Origin of the sequence: Paraburkholderia sejongensis, assembly GCF_020880815.1 — a bacterium.
Taxonomy (GTDB): domain Bacteria; phylum Pseudomonadota; class Gammaproteobacteria; order Burkholderiales; family Burkholderiaceae; genus Paraburkholderia; species Paraburkholderia sejongensis.
Genome location: NZ_JAJITD010000014.1, coordinates 55271 through 70314, shown reverse-complemented (window position 1 = coordinate 70314; position 15044 = coordinate 55271). Strand labels below are relative to the sequence as shown.

Genomic DNA, 15044 nt, shown 5'->3' with positions numbered 1-15044 from the left:
CGAAACTGCAAGGGCATGCGCTATTTCTGTTGCGCGACCCCGCGCTTACCGAACGGCTCTGCGGGAAGGAAACGGGTTCGCGCGCCGCTCTCGCCAATCCGCGCTTTTACGACAACGCCAATGGCAAACTCGCCGCGCTGAAAACGCGAATTCGCCAAAGCGGCTATTTCACCGGCACCGACTACGCGGAAATCGAGCAGTTCGGACAATGCGTCGAAGATTATCTGCTCGCGCAACTCGACGCCGCGTTCCCGCAGGATGCCACCCCGACGTCGCTGCAGCAAAGCGAGCAAGCGCACGCGAGCTTCCGGCAGCAGCGTCTGCAGAATTTCATTGCGCGTCCCGAGGTCACCGACGCGTTACTGCGCGCGATGTATCAGCGTGTGGAAAAACCGGCTCGCGGCGCAATCCTTTTGAGCGCGCCATCGGGATTCGGCAAAAGCTCGATCATCGCGGACCTCGCGCAGCAACTCGAAACGCAGTCGCATAGCCTCCAGTGGCATGTTTTCGATCACTATTTCGGCGCCGACAAGATCAATACGCTCAACGGTTGGTTACAGCGCCTTTACGAGACACTGCACCCGCAGATCGCGGATCTGACTGGCCCGATTCCGACCAGTCCCGCGCAGCAATGGCAACAGCTATCAACCTGGCTCTCTCATGCCGCTCGCCGCCTCGAACAGAAGGCAGGCGCGGATAGACCGGTCCGATTTGCACTACTGCTGGATGGCCTCGATCAACTGGTGGACGGTGGGCGCAATCTGTCGCCGTTCACCGCGGCCCTTTCAGCGGATGCCGTGCTCGTTGTCAGTGCCGCCGAAAACACCCCGGCTCACGACGCGGCCAGAAAATTCACCGGCATCGCGGTCCCAGCTCTGGATGACGCAAGCAAAGCCACGCTGGTCCGGCAAACATTGCGGCGTTATTCGAAAGCTCTCCCCGAGGCCGGTATTCGCAAGTTGAGCGACGCCGCGCAAACCGGCAACCCGCTGTACCTTACCCTGGCGCTGGAAAAACTCCGCCTCGATGCCAGACACGCGAGTCTCGACACACTGCTCGATAGCGTGCTGGCTTCGCCCGATGCATCGCACCTGTTCCTGCATCAGTTCCTGCTCGATCCGGCCTACAACCGCCCGGAGCAGCCGACCCTGGCCGCCGATTTCATGGCGCTGCTCGGCGCCGCGCGCAACGGACTCGGCGAAAGCGAAATCGCCGGGCTTCTGGCTTTGCCGGCGGACCCGGTCGACGCGAGTACCGGCAAGCCGCGCTTGCCGCAAATTTATCTGTCACGGCTGATCAACACGTTCCAGGCCGTTTTGCTCAGCAAACAGGGCAATCGTGCGTCGATGCACCGGATGCTCGACGCCGCCGTGCTCGCCCACGCCGGCGAAGCGGCGATCCGGCGGCGTCTCTACGCGTATTTCAGTCCTGCTTACGACACAGCGATGCGGGACGCGCAACTGCGCGCGGCCAACGAGGCGTTGACGCAAATAAGCTGGCTCGCGCGGATTCCCGGCGCGGATCAGGCGGCCGCTCGCGAGCGGTTGCGGCAAGACCTCGGGTTCCTGCCGTTGCCGCTCGGGTTGTATCAGGAAGAATGGGCGACCCTGCGCGCCGCCATCGATACGCTCGGCGACGAAATAAACGCCGTACTGGAGTGCTGGCAAAACACCATCGACGCTTTTTCGACCGAAGAACTGCTGGCAAAGAAAACGTCCATTAGCGGATTGGCAAGTCTGCTCGGCGTGTTTGCCGTCGATCACCATCGCCCGGCGCGCGCGCTGCTGGAGTCGCTGCTGAAGCGACTGGAAGCGGCCGCCGATGCCGCCGCTGACGCAGCAGATACAGGGGCGGCTCTCGAGCGCGAACGCGTGGACGCACTCGACCAGTTGGGCATGGTCTGCCACCGGCAGCAGGATTTCGCGGGCGAACGCCGCTACCTCGAGCGAGCCTTTGCGATCAGCGAAGGCATTGCGGAACTCGAAAGCGATGTCGCTCACCGCTACAACAATCTGGCCGAGTGCCTGATTGCATCGAACGATCCGGATGACTTTATTGCAGCCCGGGCTCTCTACGAGAAAGCGCTCAGCGCGATCGAAGCCACGCATGGCCCGCACGACAAAGCGGTTGGCGACGTCTGCTGCAATGTCGGTAAATATCTGCGCGAAACCGATAAGCCGGCGGATCGCACGAGGGCACGTGAACTTCTGCTCCGCGCCCATCGGATTCACACAAATGCGACCGAGCCCGATTGGCTCAGCATAGCGAGCGCCAATATCAATCTGGCGCTGTGTTTAGAGGACTCGGGCAACATTGAAGAATTCGGCCTCTGCCGCGGTCTATTCGAGCAATCGCTGCGGATTCGCGAGACGATCTTCGGACCATGGCATCCCGATGTCGCCGACAGTTGCAACTATCTCGCGACGTACCTGAAGAAAACCCAGCGGCGTGCCGATTTTGTGCAGGCTCGCGCGTTGTTCGAAAGGGTGCTGGAAATTCGCGAGGCCGCTCTTCCCGAGCAGCATATGGATACTGGCGAAGCGTGCTATCAATTGGCGCAATATCTGCATGCGTCCGCGAACCCATTCGAGCGAGGCAACGCGAACCGGCTGTTCGAACGCGCGCTCGCCATTTTTATCGCCAATGGCGAGACCGGCGCGCGCCGGGCGCATGAAATGCGGCAGTTGATTACGCTCAATAGAATGAAGCCGCGCACGAGCCCGAGAAAAGGACGCCGCAAATGAACAGAGTGAGCATCGCCGCCAGAGCCGGCGCGTTCCGCACATGCAAGCGCCCGCTGCGGGTGCAGGTGTCGTTTGCCGGCGCTGCCGGCCAGCTCGAAACGCTCGAAGGCACCGTGCAATACGCGCGCGGCGATGCGTTGCTGACCGGCGTCGAGGGCGAGCTCTGGCCGGTGCCAAGAGAGCGGTTCTTCGCGACCTATGCGCCGCTTGCGCCGACCCGTCACGGTGAAAACGGCAGCTATGTGAAGGTGAGCGAGCAGGTATGGGCGTGGCGCGCGGACGCGCCGACCGACCTGGCGCTTGCGGGTGCGCGCGGGACTTTGCATGTCGCCAGCGGGGACTTCATCGTCGAAAGCGACAGCGGCGAAGTATGGGTCGTGGCCGCGTCGATATTTGCCAAAACCTACGAGGCCGAAGCTTAGCGTCGTCTCATCGCTTCTTCCGCCGCACAATCCGCCGCATACTCCGCCGCCTTTTATCAAATTCGCACTTATGTCCAGTACATGGGAACTGCCCCACGAAGCGTCGCTTGCCGTCTGCGCCAATTTCCACGTCGGCCCTGAAACCCTGCTCGATGAATTGAAGAAGCTGGCGAGACTTCACCTAGCAGGCCTGCCCGATGCGGTCGCGTTCTATGCCGGCCGTATCGTCGAGGGACTCGCGAGCGCGGCGCTGCAGATTCATCATCTATACGCGGGCTCAACGGTGATAGAGAGCCTGGATACGCTCGCTCTATCCGGCAAGGTCAGCGACGGTGCGCTGTTGTGCGGGCATGCGATCCGCAGACTGGCGAACGAGGCACGCCACCTCGAACGTTCGGTTCTCGTCGATGAGGAAGCGACCATCGTCGCGTTACTGCAATTGTGGGTGGAATGGTTCGTGTCCGCCTGCGGCGCGAGCACTGCATCGCAGTCATTTTCATGGAACGACTGGTCGTCCCGCACCCCGATGCTGCGCACGCTGGCGGCAGGCAGTCAGCCCGAAATGGTCGCGCTGTCCACGCACGAAGATCAGCTTCAGCCGTTGCTGGCCGATTCGGCCACTGCCGCATTCGTCGCGGAACGCCTGGTCGACTGCAACGCCGCAACGGCGGATCGCTTTACCCGCGCAGCAAAAGACAGGTTTCCTCACAATCGCCGGATCACTCAGATTCGGGCGCTGCATTTCAGCCGCGCACAAAATCCCGAACAGGCAATACGTCTGTTGCTGCCGCTGCGCAACGGCAATCCGCGGCGGCTCGATATCGAAACCATCGGCATCCTCGGCGGCGCTTATAAAACGCGCTGGCTACAGTCGCGGATCAGCGCTCATCTAAAGTGCGCGTACGACACCTACACGCTGCCGGTTGCCGATGCGCCCAGAAGCCATTATCTGCAGATCAATATCGCGGCGACGGCTCTCTGGATGGACAAAGCCGCGCTCGCGCGCTCGCATGCGCAAGCCGCCATCGATCTGCTGGCGGAGCAAAAGATCACCAGCGACGAGGCTCTGGAAGGCACGGTGAATTACTGGATGGTCGCGACGCTGGCGGAGGCTCAACTACTGGTCGGCAACGATTGGCTGGCTTCGGTTCTCTACGCGAAAGCCAGCGCGACCGACAACCCGACAGGACCATGGGCGCGCACCGCCGCGCAATTGCGGGTGCATCTGGAGTTCCTGCCGAAAACCCGCTATTGGGAAACGATGCACGCGCTCGTTTCGCGCTGACGCAGAACTAGCGAGGCGCAGCGGATGCCCGCGCGAACCAGACGCGTCGGGCGATCGGCGACCGCCCCGCCCTCACTGCTAGCCCGCGTTATCCTGCGGCGTCAGCGCCCCGCTATTGCCCGCGCCGGAAAAGTCCGCCGCCACCGGCGCCGCGGTACTGAAGTACTCGGGCGGCAACGTCGCCAGAAACTCGGAGAAGCCCGCCGCACCGACCGGCGCGTGTTCCATCATCAGCGTTTGCGCGGCTGCCTCGTCGCCCGACAGCAGCGCGTCGCCGAGCTTGCGATGCTCTTCGAGCGCCTTTGCGCGACGCACCGGCGTCAAAAAGAGCTTCGGCCGGTAGCGACCGATCAGCCGGCGAATCGAACGGATCTGACCGGCCAGATATTCGTTGTGGCAAGCCGCGTAAATGACGTCGTGAAACGCCTCGTTGGCCTTGGCGAAGCCCCGGCCGTCGCCCGCTTCGAGTGCTTCGACGCCCGCGTTGATCGCGCGCGTCAGCGCATCGCGTTGCGTGTCGCTCATCCGCCGCGCCGCGAGCTTCGCGGACACCGCTTCCATTTCGCCGAGCAACTCCAGCATCTCGCGCAGTTGCGGCACGGTCATCTTGGCGACGAACACGCCCTGGCGCGGCACGATCTGCACGAGGCTCTGCGCGGCCAGTTGCTGTAGCGCCTCGCGCACGGGAGTACGGGAAACGCCGAAACGCGCGGCAAGCGCACGCTCGTCCATCGATGCACCCGGTGGCAACTCGCCCTGTTCTATTTCTGTTTCGAGAATCGATTTGATCTCGGTCGAGCGGCTCGGTCTCGGAACCTGATTCATCGTTAGTCCTGCCTGGGGTAGTGATATTGAATTTGTCGTCGAATGCGCGCGGCGGGCCGAACCTCGCGGGCTGCGTCGAAATCCCCGCGCAGCCCGCAAAACGCGGACCCAGCACACCGGAAGCATTCTAGCCAACACCAATCATACCTTGTTGGCATATTCAATCGACAGCCGCCGCATACGTCTCCGAGCCGGGAGATGCACGCGGCGCAGGGGCCGGAACAGGCCCGGGTGTTGGGTCCAGTACTTCGCGCAACACCCGGCTCCGGCACTTAGAACAGGTGACGAATCCCGAGCTGCACCGCGGCCTGATTGCTGTTCGACGAATAGCCGACCGTCGTCGCCGGGGTCACGACGAGGAAGTTGCCGGCCTTGCCCGCGCCAGCGAACGCGTGCTGGTAGGTGCCGAACAGATACACGTCGGTGCGTTTCGACAGCCGGTAATCGACGCCCGCGCTGCCGATGTGGAACTTGCCGTTGCGCTGGTCGACGTACGCATAGCCGATGCCGGTATTCAGGAATGGCGAGAACTGGTAGGTCAAGCCGCCTTCGAACACGTGCGTGAGCAGCGCGCCGCCGCCGAGCGTCGGCGTCGCATTGGTGTACGTGTACACCGCGTTGACCGCGGCGCCGCCGAACTGCACGCGGCCGGCGAGCGCCGCGGTCTCGATCGACTTCGCGTTCAGCGCGATCTGCGCGAGCGTGCCGTTGGCGCCGTCGGTCTTCGTGTACGCGGCCGCCAGCGAGAACGGCAGCGTCGGATTGCCGGTCGGCGCATAGCTGATCCCCGCGCTATAGACGCGCGGATTGCCCGGCGCGCCGGCAAACGCGCCCGCGACGTTGCTGAAGCCGTACATCGCGCCGATTGTGAAGCCGCCGAGCGTCGGCGATTTGTACTTGATCGCGTTGTTGACCGGCTCGCCGGCCAGCCGGTCGATGTCGTACGCGAGGTGGAACGAGTACGACGGCGCGAACTGCGCGACGTTGGTGTACATCGTCACGAAGTCATAGATGAAGTCGTAGTCGTGACCGGCCGTCAACGTGCCGAAGCGGTCGCTGGACAGACCTACATAGGCGCGCCGGCCGAACAGCGCGCCGCCGTTGGTGAGCTTGCCGCTACTCAGGTCGAAACCGTTTTCGAGCGTAAACACCGCGCGCAGACCGCCGCCGAGGTCTTCCACGCCGCGCAGACCGAAGCGGCTCGCCTGGTTGATCCCGCTATCGAGCTTCACGTTGCTGGAGCCACCCTGATTGCTGATGTAGGTGATCCCCGTGCTGATGATGCCGTACAGCGTGACGCTGCTCTGCGCGTGTGCGGCCCCGGTCATGGCCAGCGTCATTGCCCCAACTGCGGTCAGTCTCTTCACGTCTATCTCCTTATGAATACCACACTACTTTTAATAAATACCACGTTGTTATTTGCAGATACTAGTTGCGCTTTTTGGCATTTATAATTCGGGTTTACGCGTTCCACAAAGGCTAAAGAGCAGGTGGCCGCTCGGCCCCGGTTTTGGGCCTAACAAGCGCCGCAGCGGCCATGGGCGGCGGACGAACGCCGGCCACGGGCCGCCCGCGCCGGCGTTACCACGCGCAAAGGCGGACCATGGGCGAGCCTATGGAGAGAACCTCGAAACAGGGAGCTGAATCAGGCCGCGCGGCGGACGCCGGGGCCGGTACTGGAAGATGCCGCGAGCGCTAGCCAAAGCGCCCGCCGCGAGCGAAGTCGCTGCGCGAGCGGCCGGCACCGGCCGCTGCGCGCGGCTTTATGCGGCTTCGCGCCGGCGCATATGGCGCGACGCGAGGAAGTAATGCAGTGCGGCCCATGCGAGCACCACGGTCAAGGTGAGCATCGCGTAGCGCACGCCGACTGCCGACGCGTCCCGGCATGCCAGCGCGATCGGATCGGTCACCGCGGTGAGTGCGCCGTGCGCCGCGTGTGCGCCGCCGCCCTGGCCGCTGCACATCAGCCGATAGTCGCCGCCTGAGAATGCCCGCGCCGCGAAGCGGTCGCTCAGCAAGCCGATAGTCGCCGGCCCGAAGCCCTGGCCGATCAGGTTCATCACCAGGAACACGATAGCCGCCGCGGTGGCGCGCATGCGCGGCTCGACCAGACCGTGCACGATCGCGAAAGTCGGCCCGTTCCACACGTTCAGCAGCAGCGTCGCGACGAACAGCAAACCGACGCCGAGCGGCCAGTCGTGCTGCAGAAATGCGAGCACCAGCAGCGGAAAGCCGGCGAACGTGCCGAGCGCCGGCACCCACGCATACCAGCGGCGGTCGCGGGCGCTGGCCCAGTCCGCCGAATAGCCGCCGAGCGTATTGCCCACAATCCCGCCGATCCCGACCACAAGGCCGAAAATCAGCCCGGCCTGCGCGAAACTCATCCCGTACACGCGCACCAGATACACCGGGATGAACATGTTGATCCCGTACTGCGCGAACGCGCCGACCACCGTACCGAGCAGCATCTGCACGAACACCTTGCTCGACATCAGCAGCGCCAGCACTTTTTTCAGCGGCGGCACTTCCTGCGAGACCAGCTTCAGGTCGGGATCGGCGCCGCCGCGCTTCGGTTCGCGCAGCGTCAGCCAGGTCAGCAGCCCGAAGATCAGGCCCGGCAGACCGACCACGAAAAACACCGGCCGCCAACCCAGATGCTGGACCACCCAGCCGCCGCCCAGCGCGCCGGCAATCACGCCGATCGGCGGGCCGAGCGCGTAGATCGCGAGCGCGCTCGCGCGCCGCGCCGGCGGAAACTGATCGGCGATCAGCGAATGTGCGGTCGGCGTGCTGCCCGCCTCGCCGATGCCGACACCGAGCCGATACAGCAGCAACTGCCAGTAGGTCCCGGCGGTGCCGCACAGCGCGGTCATCGCGGACCACGCGATGATCGAAATGGAGATCAACATCACCCGGTTGAAGCGCTCGGCGAGCCGCGCGATCGGGATGCCCAGCGTGGTGTAGAAGATCGAAAACGCGAGCCCCCCGAGCAGACCCAATTGGAAATCGCTCAGGTTCATTTCGACCTTGATCGCCTGGCCCACGACCGCGATGATGATCCGGTCGACGAAGCTCGACGCGTATACCAGGATCAGCAAAAGCAGGAACCATCGTCGATACCAACTGCCGCGGGCCGTCCCCGCCCGCACATTGAGGCTGGTGAGCTCTTCCATTTGATTGTCTCCTGTATTTCCGCCGCGAGCAGCGGGCGGACGCCCGTGCGAGCCGAGCGCGCGGCTGATTGATTGGACCAAAAGCCGCCTTAAATATGCCACAAGCGTCCCGTGGAATTTTTTCTGATTCTGGGCCATAAACTTATGACGCGCAAGGAAATCGGCCGCCGCGCTCATCATCGTTTTCACCTAGCGGGGGAAAGGGTTCGGCATGACTGCCGGCGAGCGTGACGAGTTGGCAATTGGTATACGCATGGGCGTCGCAAGACTCGTTCACGGTCACCGGAAACGACCGCTCGCCGGTTTGCGGCGCAGGCAAAAATACCAGCGACGCCAGCCATTGCGCCGGCTAAAAAGCCCTGTCTCAGCGAAGAAACCGCGCTCCTATACTCGTTCGTGTACGGCCTCGTGATGCTCCGTACTGCCACGTAAAGTCACGCCGCAATGTCATGAACAGGGCGTCGCCCGACGCCGCAAGGAGTGCCCAACATGAAGACGACTTTGAAGATCTGCGCGGTCGCGGTCGCGCTCGCGCCGGTGGCGATGCCGTCGGTCGCGCAAACCAGCCGTCAGGACGCGGCGACGCGTCAGCAGGTGCGGCAAGAGGTGGTCGATCTGGCCGCCGTCGGCTATTACCCGATCGATTGGGTGCATTACCCGGAAAGCGTGCTCGCCGCGAAGCAGCGGCTCGACGCGCAACGCGCCGCGCAGGGTCAGCAGGCGCAGCCGCGTAACCCGTAGCCGGAATTGCGTTGAACTGGGGCCGCCGCCGCGCCCGCGGCCCTGCTTCAAAAAAATGCCGCGACGGGCGGCATTTGTCTTATCTGGCGTCGTTATAGACCGTCGCGCGCGAGACGCCCAGATGCTGGGCGACCGTCTCCATCGAGCGCCGCAGATCGAGATAGCCCTCTTCTCTTAGCGCCTGCATCAACGCCCGGCGCTGGTCGGTGCGCAGCGCTTGCGGTGTCGTCGCAAGGGCGACCGCGAACCGATCGATCCGCTCGCGCAGCGACTGCGCGCCAGAGTGCTCCAGCGATTCGTCGACACCGTCTGTTTTAGGGGCGGAAAACTGTTCGAGCATGTTGGCCATGCCGCGAAACAGCGTCACGTCGACATTCAGGCACAGCGCGGCGATGTAGTGCCCGTCCGAGTCCTTGATGCCGATCGAGGTGCTTTTCGCTTGCCGGCCATCCGCGAAACGATTGGCGTAGTTCGCCAGCACTTGCGGGTATTGGGCATCGGCAATGCGCGCGAGGCCGAGTTCGGTCGCGGGGTCGCCGATCTGCCGCCCGGACAGGTTGTTGTGGATCGCCAGAATCGCGTTCTTCGGATGCCGCAGATCGTGGACCACGACCTCGGTAAAAGGCGCGAGCGTTTCGCCCAGGCCGGCGGCAATGTGCTTGACCTGATCGAGGATTGTCTGCTGCTCGCGAGTGAGTTTGCGCCTGGTCATTGGACGATTCATCCAGAATTTTTCGCATTGTATAGGCTCTTTGCCGTTCGCGCGCGCGAGATGTTGCTCGTGTCGTTGCCGATTGCCGGCGCTGAAATCAGCAGCGATTATGCGAATATTCGTTCGTCGCGGCCCGGATTGGCGCCGCTGCCACCCGGTACAACCATCTTGATACTTTGTCCATATTTGGACATAATGTATAGATCGCCGAATCGTCCAATTGGGAAACCGTCACCATGCCGACCGATGCAAAGCTGCTCCTTCTCGACCGCGATGTGGTTGAACCTGCTCTGCAAGCCGAGCAGGTCATGGCCGCGGTTCGCGAAGCATTCATCCTGCACAGCCGGCGAGCCGGACGGATTTTCCCTGTCGTGCGCGAGAAGTTGCATACGGGGGGTGTGTTCGGCATCAAGTCCGGCGACATCGCAAGCCGCAATCTTCTCGGTTTCAAGGCGGCCGGATTCTGGCCGGCCAACCGGGGCGCCGGCGGCGAACCGCATCAGGCGACCATTGCTCTGTTCGATCCTTCGACTGGCCGCCCGCTGTGCATCATGGACGGCAACGCGATTACCACCGCGCGCACCGGCGCCGCCGGCGGTTTGGGACTACAGCAACTCGCACGGCAGGACAGCACGCGGATCTGCGTGTTCGGTACCGGAGTTCAGGCGAGGGTTCAGCTTCAATATGCACTGAAACTGCTCCCGCAGCGTTGCACGGTTCAATACGTGAATGTCAGCGGTGCGACCGACCCGGCGTTCGAGGCCGCTTTTCACGACCGGTGCGCAATTGGCGTTGCGAAAGACCGCAACGATGCGGTTGCTGACAGCGATATCGTCATTACCGCGACGCCGGGCGGCGGTGCGTTGTTCGAGGCCGCCGCGGTGCAGCCCGGCACGCACCTGACCTGCGTCGGCGCCGACACCGACGGCAAGCGCGAACTGCCTGACGCAGTGCTGCAACGCGCGCGCATTTTCGTCGACGACGAGGTTCAGGCGCGCAGCATCGGCGAATGCCAGTGGGCGCCGTCGTTGCCGTGCACGGAAATCGGCGACCTGCTGGCCGGCACGGTCTCTTTCGAGCGCGCCGCGACCGACATCACCGTGTTCGATATGACCGGCCTTGCATTACAGGACCTGACGGTTGCAGAGTTTCTCTATCGGCATGCGCAGACAGAGCATCTCGGCACGTCCGTCGCATGGCCCTGGTAAATCAAATCCACTTTCGAGTCCGACATGACTACCTTCGAGCTTCCCACCTATGCCGACGTCGAGGCCGCTGCCGCCCGGATCGCCGGCGTCGCGCATCGCACGCCGGTGCAAACCTCGCGCACGCTCAATGAAATCACCGGTGCGCAAGTGTTCTTCAAGTGCGAGAACCTTCAGCGGATGGGTGCGTTCAAGTTCCGCGGCGCCTTCAACGCGCTTGCGAAGTTCTCGCCCGAGCAGCGTAAAGCCGGCGTGGTCGCGTTCTCGTCGGGCAACCATGCGCAGGGAATTGCGCTGTCCGCGAAGCTGCTCGACATTCCGGCAACCATTGTGATGCCGCACGACGCCCCCGCAGCGAAGGTTGCCGCGACGAAAGGATACGGGGCGAACGTGGTCGTCTATGACCGCTATACCGAGGATCGCGAAGCCATCGGTCGGCGTCTTGCTGAAGAGAACGGCCTCACGCTGATTCCGCCGTACGACCATCCGGACATTCTGGCGGGCCAGGGAACTGCCGCGAAGGAGCTATTCGAGGAGGTCGGCGCACTCGACTATCTGTTCGTGCCGTTGGGCGGCGGCGGTCTGCTGTCGGGTAGCGCGCTGGCGACTCGCGCATTGGCGCCACAATGCGCGTTGTACGGCGTCGAGCCGGAAGCGGGCAACGACGGTCAACGGTCGTTCCGAAGCGGCGAAATCGTTCATATCGACACGCCGAAGACCATCGCCGATGGCGCGCAGACCCAGCATCTGGGCAACTACACGTTCTCCATCATCAAACGCGATGTGAACGACATCCTGACGGCATCGGACGCGGAACTGGTGGACGCGATGAAATTCTTCGCGGTGCGGATGAAAATGATCGTGGAACCGACCGGGTGCCTTTCGCTGGCGGGTGCACTGAATATGAAGGATTCGTTGAAAGCCAAACGCGTCGGGGTTCTGATCAGCGGTGGGAATATCGACCTCGAGCGGTTCTGTGCGCTTGCGGCGGCGGCTGTTTGATGAATGCCGCGGAGCGGGTTGGCAACATTGAGGCCAGCGCCGGGCGGCTCGACTGCTCGATATCTCCGGCTTCCGTCCCCGGTCAGATACGGATCGCCACAACACTTCTGCAATCGCTATGCGCCTGAATAAAGTATCGGCCATCTCGTTCGATCTGGATGACACGCTTTGGCCATTCGGACCGGCGGTCGCGCGGGCTGAAGCCGCTCTTCACGCGTGGCTGCTAGAGCAGGCGCCGGGAACTGCTCTAGCACTGCCCACCGCGCAGGCGCTCCGCACGCTGCGCGACGAACACGAACTCTCGCGTCCGGATCTGGCGGGCAACTTCCGCGCGTTGCGACTGGGCTCGATCCGGCTCGCGCTGGAGTTGGCAAACGAGGATGTCGCTCTCGCGGAAGCTGCTTACGAGGTTTTCTATCTGGCGCGGCAGAAAGTCGAGTTTTATGAAGATGTTTTGCCGGCATTGAGCTGGCTCAGTGCCCGGTTTCCGCTCGTCGCGGTCACCAATGGCAATGCCGATCTGAAGCTCGTTGGATGCGGGGAGTTCTTTCGCGCGCATCTGAGCGCCGAGGGGTTCGGTTGTGGAAAGCCCGATGCGGGGATTTTTCTGGAGGCGGCCATGTCGGTTGGTGTGCCGCCTGAGGAGTTGCTGCATGTTGGCGATGATTTCAATCTCGATGTTGTCGGCGCGCTGAATGCTGGTTTGCAGGCTGCGTGGCTGGTTCGGGATGGTTTCACCGAGGCGGAAGGCGGTGGCTTCAACGCTTCACGTCCGCATCTGAAGATTCGCGATCTGGCGATGCTGTGTCAGGCGGTGGGTGGGCCCGGTTCACTAATATCGGCGCCGCGGAGCACTGCCTGTTAAAAGATCTGCCTGAGCGCTTCACCTGGGTTCTCTGCGCGAATCAGCGCTTCGCCGACGAGAAAATGATCTACGCCCACTGAACGGAGCCTTTTCACATCGTCCGCGGTCCGAATGCCCGACTCCGAAATGACGATCCTGTCGTCGGGGATGAGACGGCGCATCGCAATGGTTGTTTCAATGGTCGTTGCAAAGGTTGCCAGATCGCGGTTGTTCACGCCTATCAGCGGCGTCTTCAACGTTAGTGCCGTGTCCAGCTCATGAGCGCTATGAATCTCGACGATCACGGCCATGCCTAGTTCTGACGCGAGGCTTTCCAGTTCCCGTATCGCGCCGGAATCGAGGACTGCTGCGATAAGCAGGATGCAGTCGGCGCCCATTGCGCGCGCCTCCCAAACCTGGTAAGCATCCACGATGAAGTCTTTTCGAAGAACCGGCACGCTTGACGCGCGGCGCGCCGCAGCAAGGTCCGATGCCGTTCCCTTGAAGAACGTCCAATCGGTAAGCACGGAGAGACAGGCGGCGCCGGCTTGCTCATACGAGGCCGCGATAGTCGCCGGATTGAAGTCCGGCCGCAAAATCCCTTCCGACGGACTCGCCTTCTTCACCTCGGCAATGACGCCAGGCAGCCCTTGTCTACGCTTGCGGCGAAGCGCGGCGATAAAATCTCTTGAGTCGACAGTCGCTGCAATCTCCCGAAGTTCAGTTTGCGGCATGCGTTCCGCTGCCAGCCGAACTTCACGAGTCTTGCAGTCGACAATCCGCTCGAGAATCGTATTCATGCTGTTGTCCAAACCATTGTCTGCCCCGATATAGCCGACACTCAAAGTACTGCTTCAGGGATTGCAGAGGCCGGGCCGGTTAGCTCGCTTGACGCGAGCCCGGCCTCAAAACTTATGACGTATCCCTGCCACTACAGCCGCTTGCTCCCTGTTGCTCGATGGCGACGAGAGGAACAGGACGGCGGGTGCGTTGGATCCGGAAGCACGGATGTAGTTGGCGTAGGCGAATACGTCCGTTCTCTTCGAAAAGAAGTAGTCGACACTCAGTTGTCCCTGGTTCCAGTGCGGATTCGAGACGACGCCGCCGTAGCTGCCGTGCGTATATAGATAGGCAACCGATACGGACAGTGCCGGATTTAGCTGGTACGCACCCACCACGCTGAGATTGTCCAGATGCAGACTCGTCGTATCGAGATAGTTGTAGCGGACATCGGAAACGATTCCCGCAATGCCGAGTTTGTCGAACCTGTACTCGGCGCCCCCGGCAATCACGCGCTGTTTGCGCACGCCCACCGAAGAACTGAGCGGGCTGGTATGAAACAGCTGGAATGGGCCGCCGGCATAGTCGTCGCTCACCGCGCCAGCTGGGTTGGCCGTGCCCGGATGGTCGATTTGCACGTAGACCAGCGAATAGCGTTGCGTACGCCTGTCGAAATTGACACCGGCACTGAACGCTCTGTTCTGCTGGAAGCTGCCGGCCTTGTTGCTGAACGCGTATAGCGAGTCGAACCCAAAGCCGCCCCAGACCGGACTCGCGTACTTGACCGCGTTGTTGTAGCGGAAGTTGCCTTCGATGTTGTCGTTGCTGCCGACACTGACGCCAAGACCCGGGCCCATCGCCTGTGGTTCGATACGGTTCAAGTAGTCCCACAGCACGTCGTACTGCCGGCCGAAAGTGATCGTCCCGTAGGTTGCACTCGACAGTCCGACAAATGCCTGCCGTCCGAACATCCGCCCGCCTTGCCCGAGCTTGCCAGTGTTGCTGTCGAAACCGTTCTCCAGGGTTCCGACCGCCGACAGACCGCCGCCGAGGTCTTCCGTCAACTTGAATCCCAGGCGATTATTCTGGTTGGCTCCGCTTATCATCGTCCAGTTGCTGTGGCCGCCCTGATTGCTCACATAACCGAGCCCATTCGAGATGATCCCGTACATCGTCACCGAGCTTTGTGCGAACGCCGGAGTTGACGCAAACGCCACACCCACCAGTACACCTAACTTGATTTTCATGACGGAACCTGTATGGCCGATGCCCGCAAGGGGGCACCATTTTCGTTTGAAAGCAAAGCTCGAC

14 protein-coding genes are annotated in these 15044 nt (G+C 62.4%); 7 read left to right on the top strand and 7 right to left on the bottom strand.

Going from position 1 to position 15044, the window contains the following annotated elements; genetic code table 11:
- Nucleotides 1-20: 20 nt before the first annotated feature.
- Nucleotides 21-299, bottom strand: a complete 279-nt coding sequence (locus tag LJ656_RS24935; protein WP_230512193.1) for a hypothetical protein — start codon at nucleotides 297-299, stop codon at nucleotides 21-23.
- Between LJ656_RS24935 and LJ656_RS24930 the strand changes: the two genes are divergently transcribed.
- Genes LJ656_RS24930 through LJ656_RS24920 form a run of 3 tightly spaced genes read left to right on the top strand, consistent with a single transcriptional unit; the run spans nucleotide 192 to nucleotide 4451 of the window.
- Nucleotides 192-2744 carry a tetratricopeptide repeat protein gene (locus LJ656_RS24930; RefSeq protein ID WP_425606004.1) on the top strand — a complete coding sequence of 851 codons (2553 nt, stop codon included), beginning with the start codon at nucleotides 192-194 and terminating at the stop codon, nucleotides 2742-2744. The genes LJ656_RS24935 and LJ656_RS24930 overlap by 108 nt on opposite strands.
- Nucleotides 2741-3166 carry a PGDYG domain-containing protein gene (locus tag LJ656_RS24925; RefSeq protein WP_230512191.1) on the top strand — a complete coding sequence of 142 codons (426 nt, stop codon included), beginning with the start codon at nucleotides 2741-2743 and terminating at the stop codon, nucleotides 3164-3166. Before LJ656_RS24930 ends, LJ656_RS24925 begins: the two co-directional genes overlap by 4 nt.
- Entirely contained in the window at nucleotides 3069-4451 is a 1383-nt protein-coding gene (locus LJ656_RS24920; RefSeq protein WP_230512190.1) for a tetratricopeptide repeat-containing protein, read from the top strand. Before LJ656_RS24925 ends, LJ656_RS24920 begins: the two co-directional genes overlap by 98 nt.
- 78 nt (nucleotides 4452-4529) lie before the next feature.
- Here the strand turns inward: LJ656_RS24920 and LJ656_RS24915 are convergent, their stop codons facing one another.
- The 3 genes from LJ656_RS24915 to LJ656_RS24905 all read right to left on the bottom strand — a co-directional run bounded on the left by LJ656_RS24915 (nucleotide 4530) and on the right by LJ656_RS24905 (nucleotide 8449).
- Nucleotides 4530-5276, bottom strand: coding sequence for a GntR family transcriptional regulator (locus LJ656_RS24915; protein WP_230512189.1), 747 nt, complete (start codon nucleotides 5274-5276; stop codon nucleotides 4530-4532).
- Between the two features lie 272 nt (nucleotides 5277-5548).
- Entirely contained in the window at nucleotides 5549-6643 is a 1095-nt protein-coding gene (locus LJ656_RS24910; RefSeq protein WP_230512188.1) for a porin, read from the bottom strand.
- A 396-nt stretch (nucleotides 6644-7039) separates the two neighbouring features.
- Nucleotides 7040-8449, bottom strand: a complete 1410-nt coding sequence (locus LJ656_RS24905; protein ID WP_230512187.1) for a spinster family MFS transporter — start codon at nucleotides 8447-8449, stop codon at nucleotides 7040-7042.
- A gap of 489 nt (nucleotides 8450-8938) precedes the next feature.
- Here LJ656_RS24905 and LJ656_RS24900 point away from each other — a divergent pair, with 489 nt between their 5' ends.
- A complete protein-coding gene (locus tag LJ656_RS24900; RefSeq protein ID WP_230512186.1) occupies nucleotides 8939-9190 on the top strand; it encodes a DUF4148 domain-containing protein in 252 nt (83 codons plus the stop codon).
- A gap of 79 nt (nucleotides 9191-9269) precedes the next feature.
- On the opposite strand, the gene LJ656_RS24895 is transcribed toward LJ656_RS24900, so the two are convergent.
- A complete protein-coding gene (locus LJ656_RS24895; protein ID WP_230512185.1) occupies nucleotides 9270-9902 on the bottom strand; it encodes a helix-turn-helix transcriptional regulator in 633 nt (210 codons plus the stop codon).
- A gap of 236 nt (nucleotides 9903-10138) precedes the next feature.
- On the opposite strand from LJ656_RS24895, the gene LJ656_RS24890 reads away from it, so the two are divergent.
- From LJ656_RS24890 to LJ656_RS24880, 3 genes are all read left to right on the top strand, one after another.
- Nucleotides 10139-11110 (top strand): ornithine cyclodeaminase family protein, encoded by a 972-nt coding sequence (locus LJ656_RS24890; RefSeq protein WP_230512184.1) that lies wholly within the window; start codon nucleotides 10139-10141, stop codon nucleotides 11108-11110.
- A 24-nt stretch (nucleotides 11111-11134) separates the two neighbouring features.
- Entirely contained in the window at nucleotides 11135-12109 is a 975-nt protein-coding gene (locus tag LJ656_RS24885; RefSeq protein WP_230512183.1) for a threo-3-hydroxy-L-aspartate ammonia-lyase, read from the top strand.
- Between the two features lie 118 nt (nucleotides 12110-12227).
- On the top strand, nucleotides 12228-12974 hold the full coding sequence (locus LJ656_RS24880; protein ID WP_230512182.1) for an HAD family hydrolase: 747 nt from the start codon (nucleotides 12228-12230) through the stop codon (nucleotides 12972-12974).
- Here LJ656_RS24880 and trpC read toward each other — a convergent pair.
- Together trpC and LJ656_RS24870 are read right to left on the bottom strand one after the other, a co-directional pair.
- Entirely contained in the window at nucleotides 12971-13753 is a 783-nt protein-coding gene (gene trpC, locus LJ656_RS24875) for an indole-3-glycerol phosphate synthase TrpC (protein ID WP_230512181.1), read from the bottom strand. The genes LJ656_RS24880 and trpC overlap by 4 nt on opposite strands.
- Nucleotides 13754-13858: 105 nt before the next feature.
- Complete coding sequence (locus tag LJ656_RS24870; RefSeq protein WP_230512180.1) at nucleotides 13859-14980, bottom strand: porin; 1122 nt, start codon at nucleotides 14978-14980, stop codon at nucleotides 13859-13861.
- Nucleotides 14981-15044: the final 64 nt, after the last annotated feature.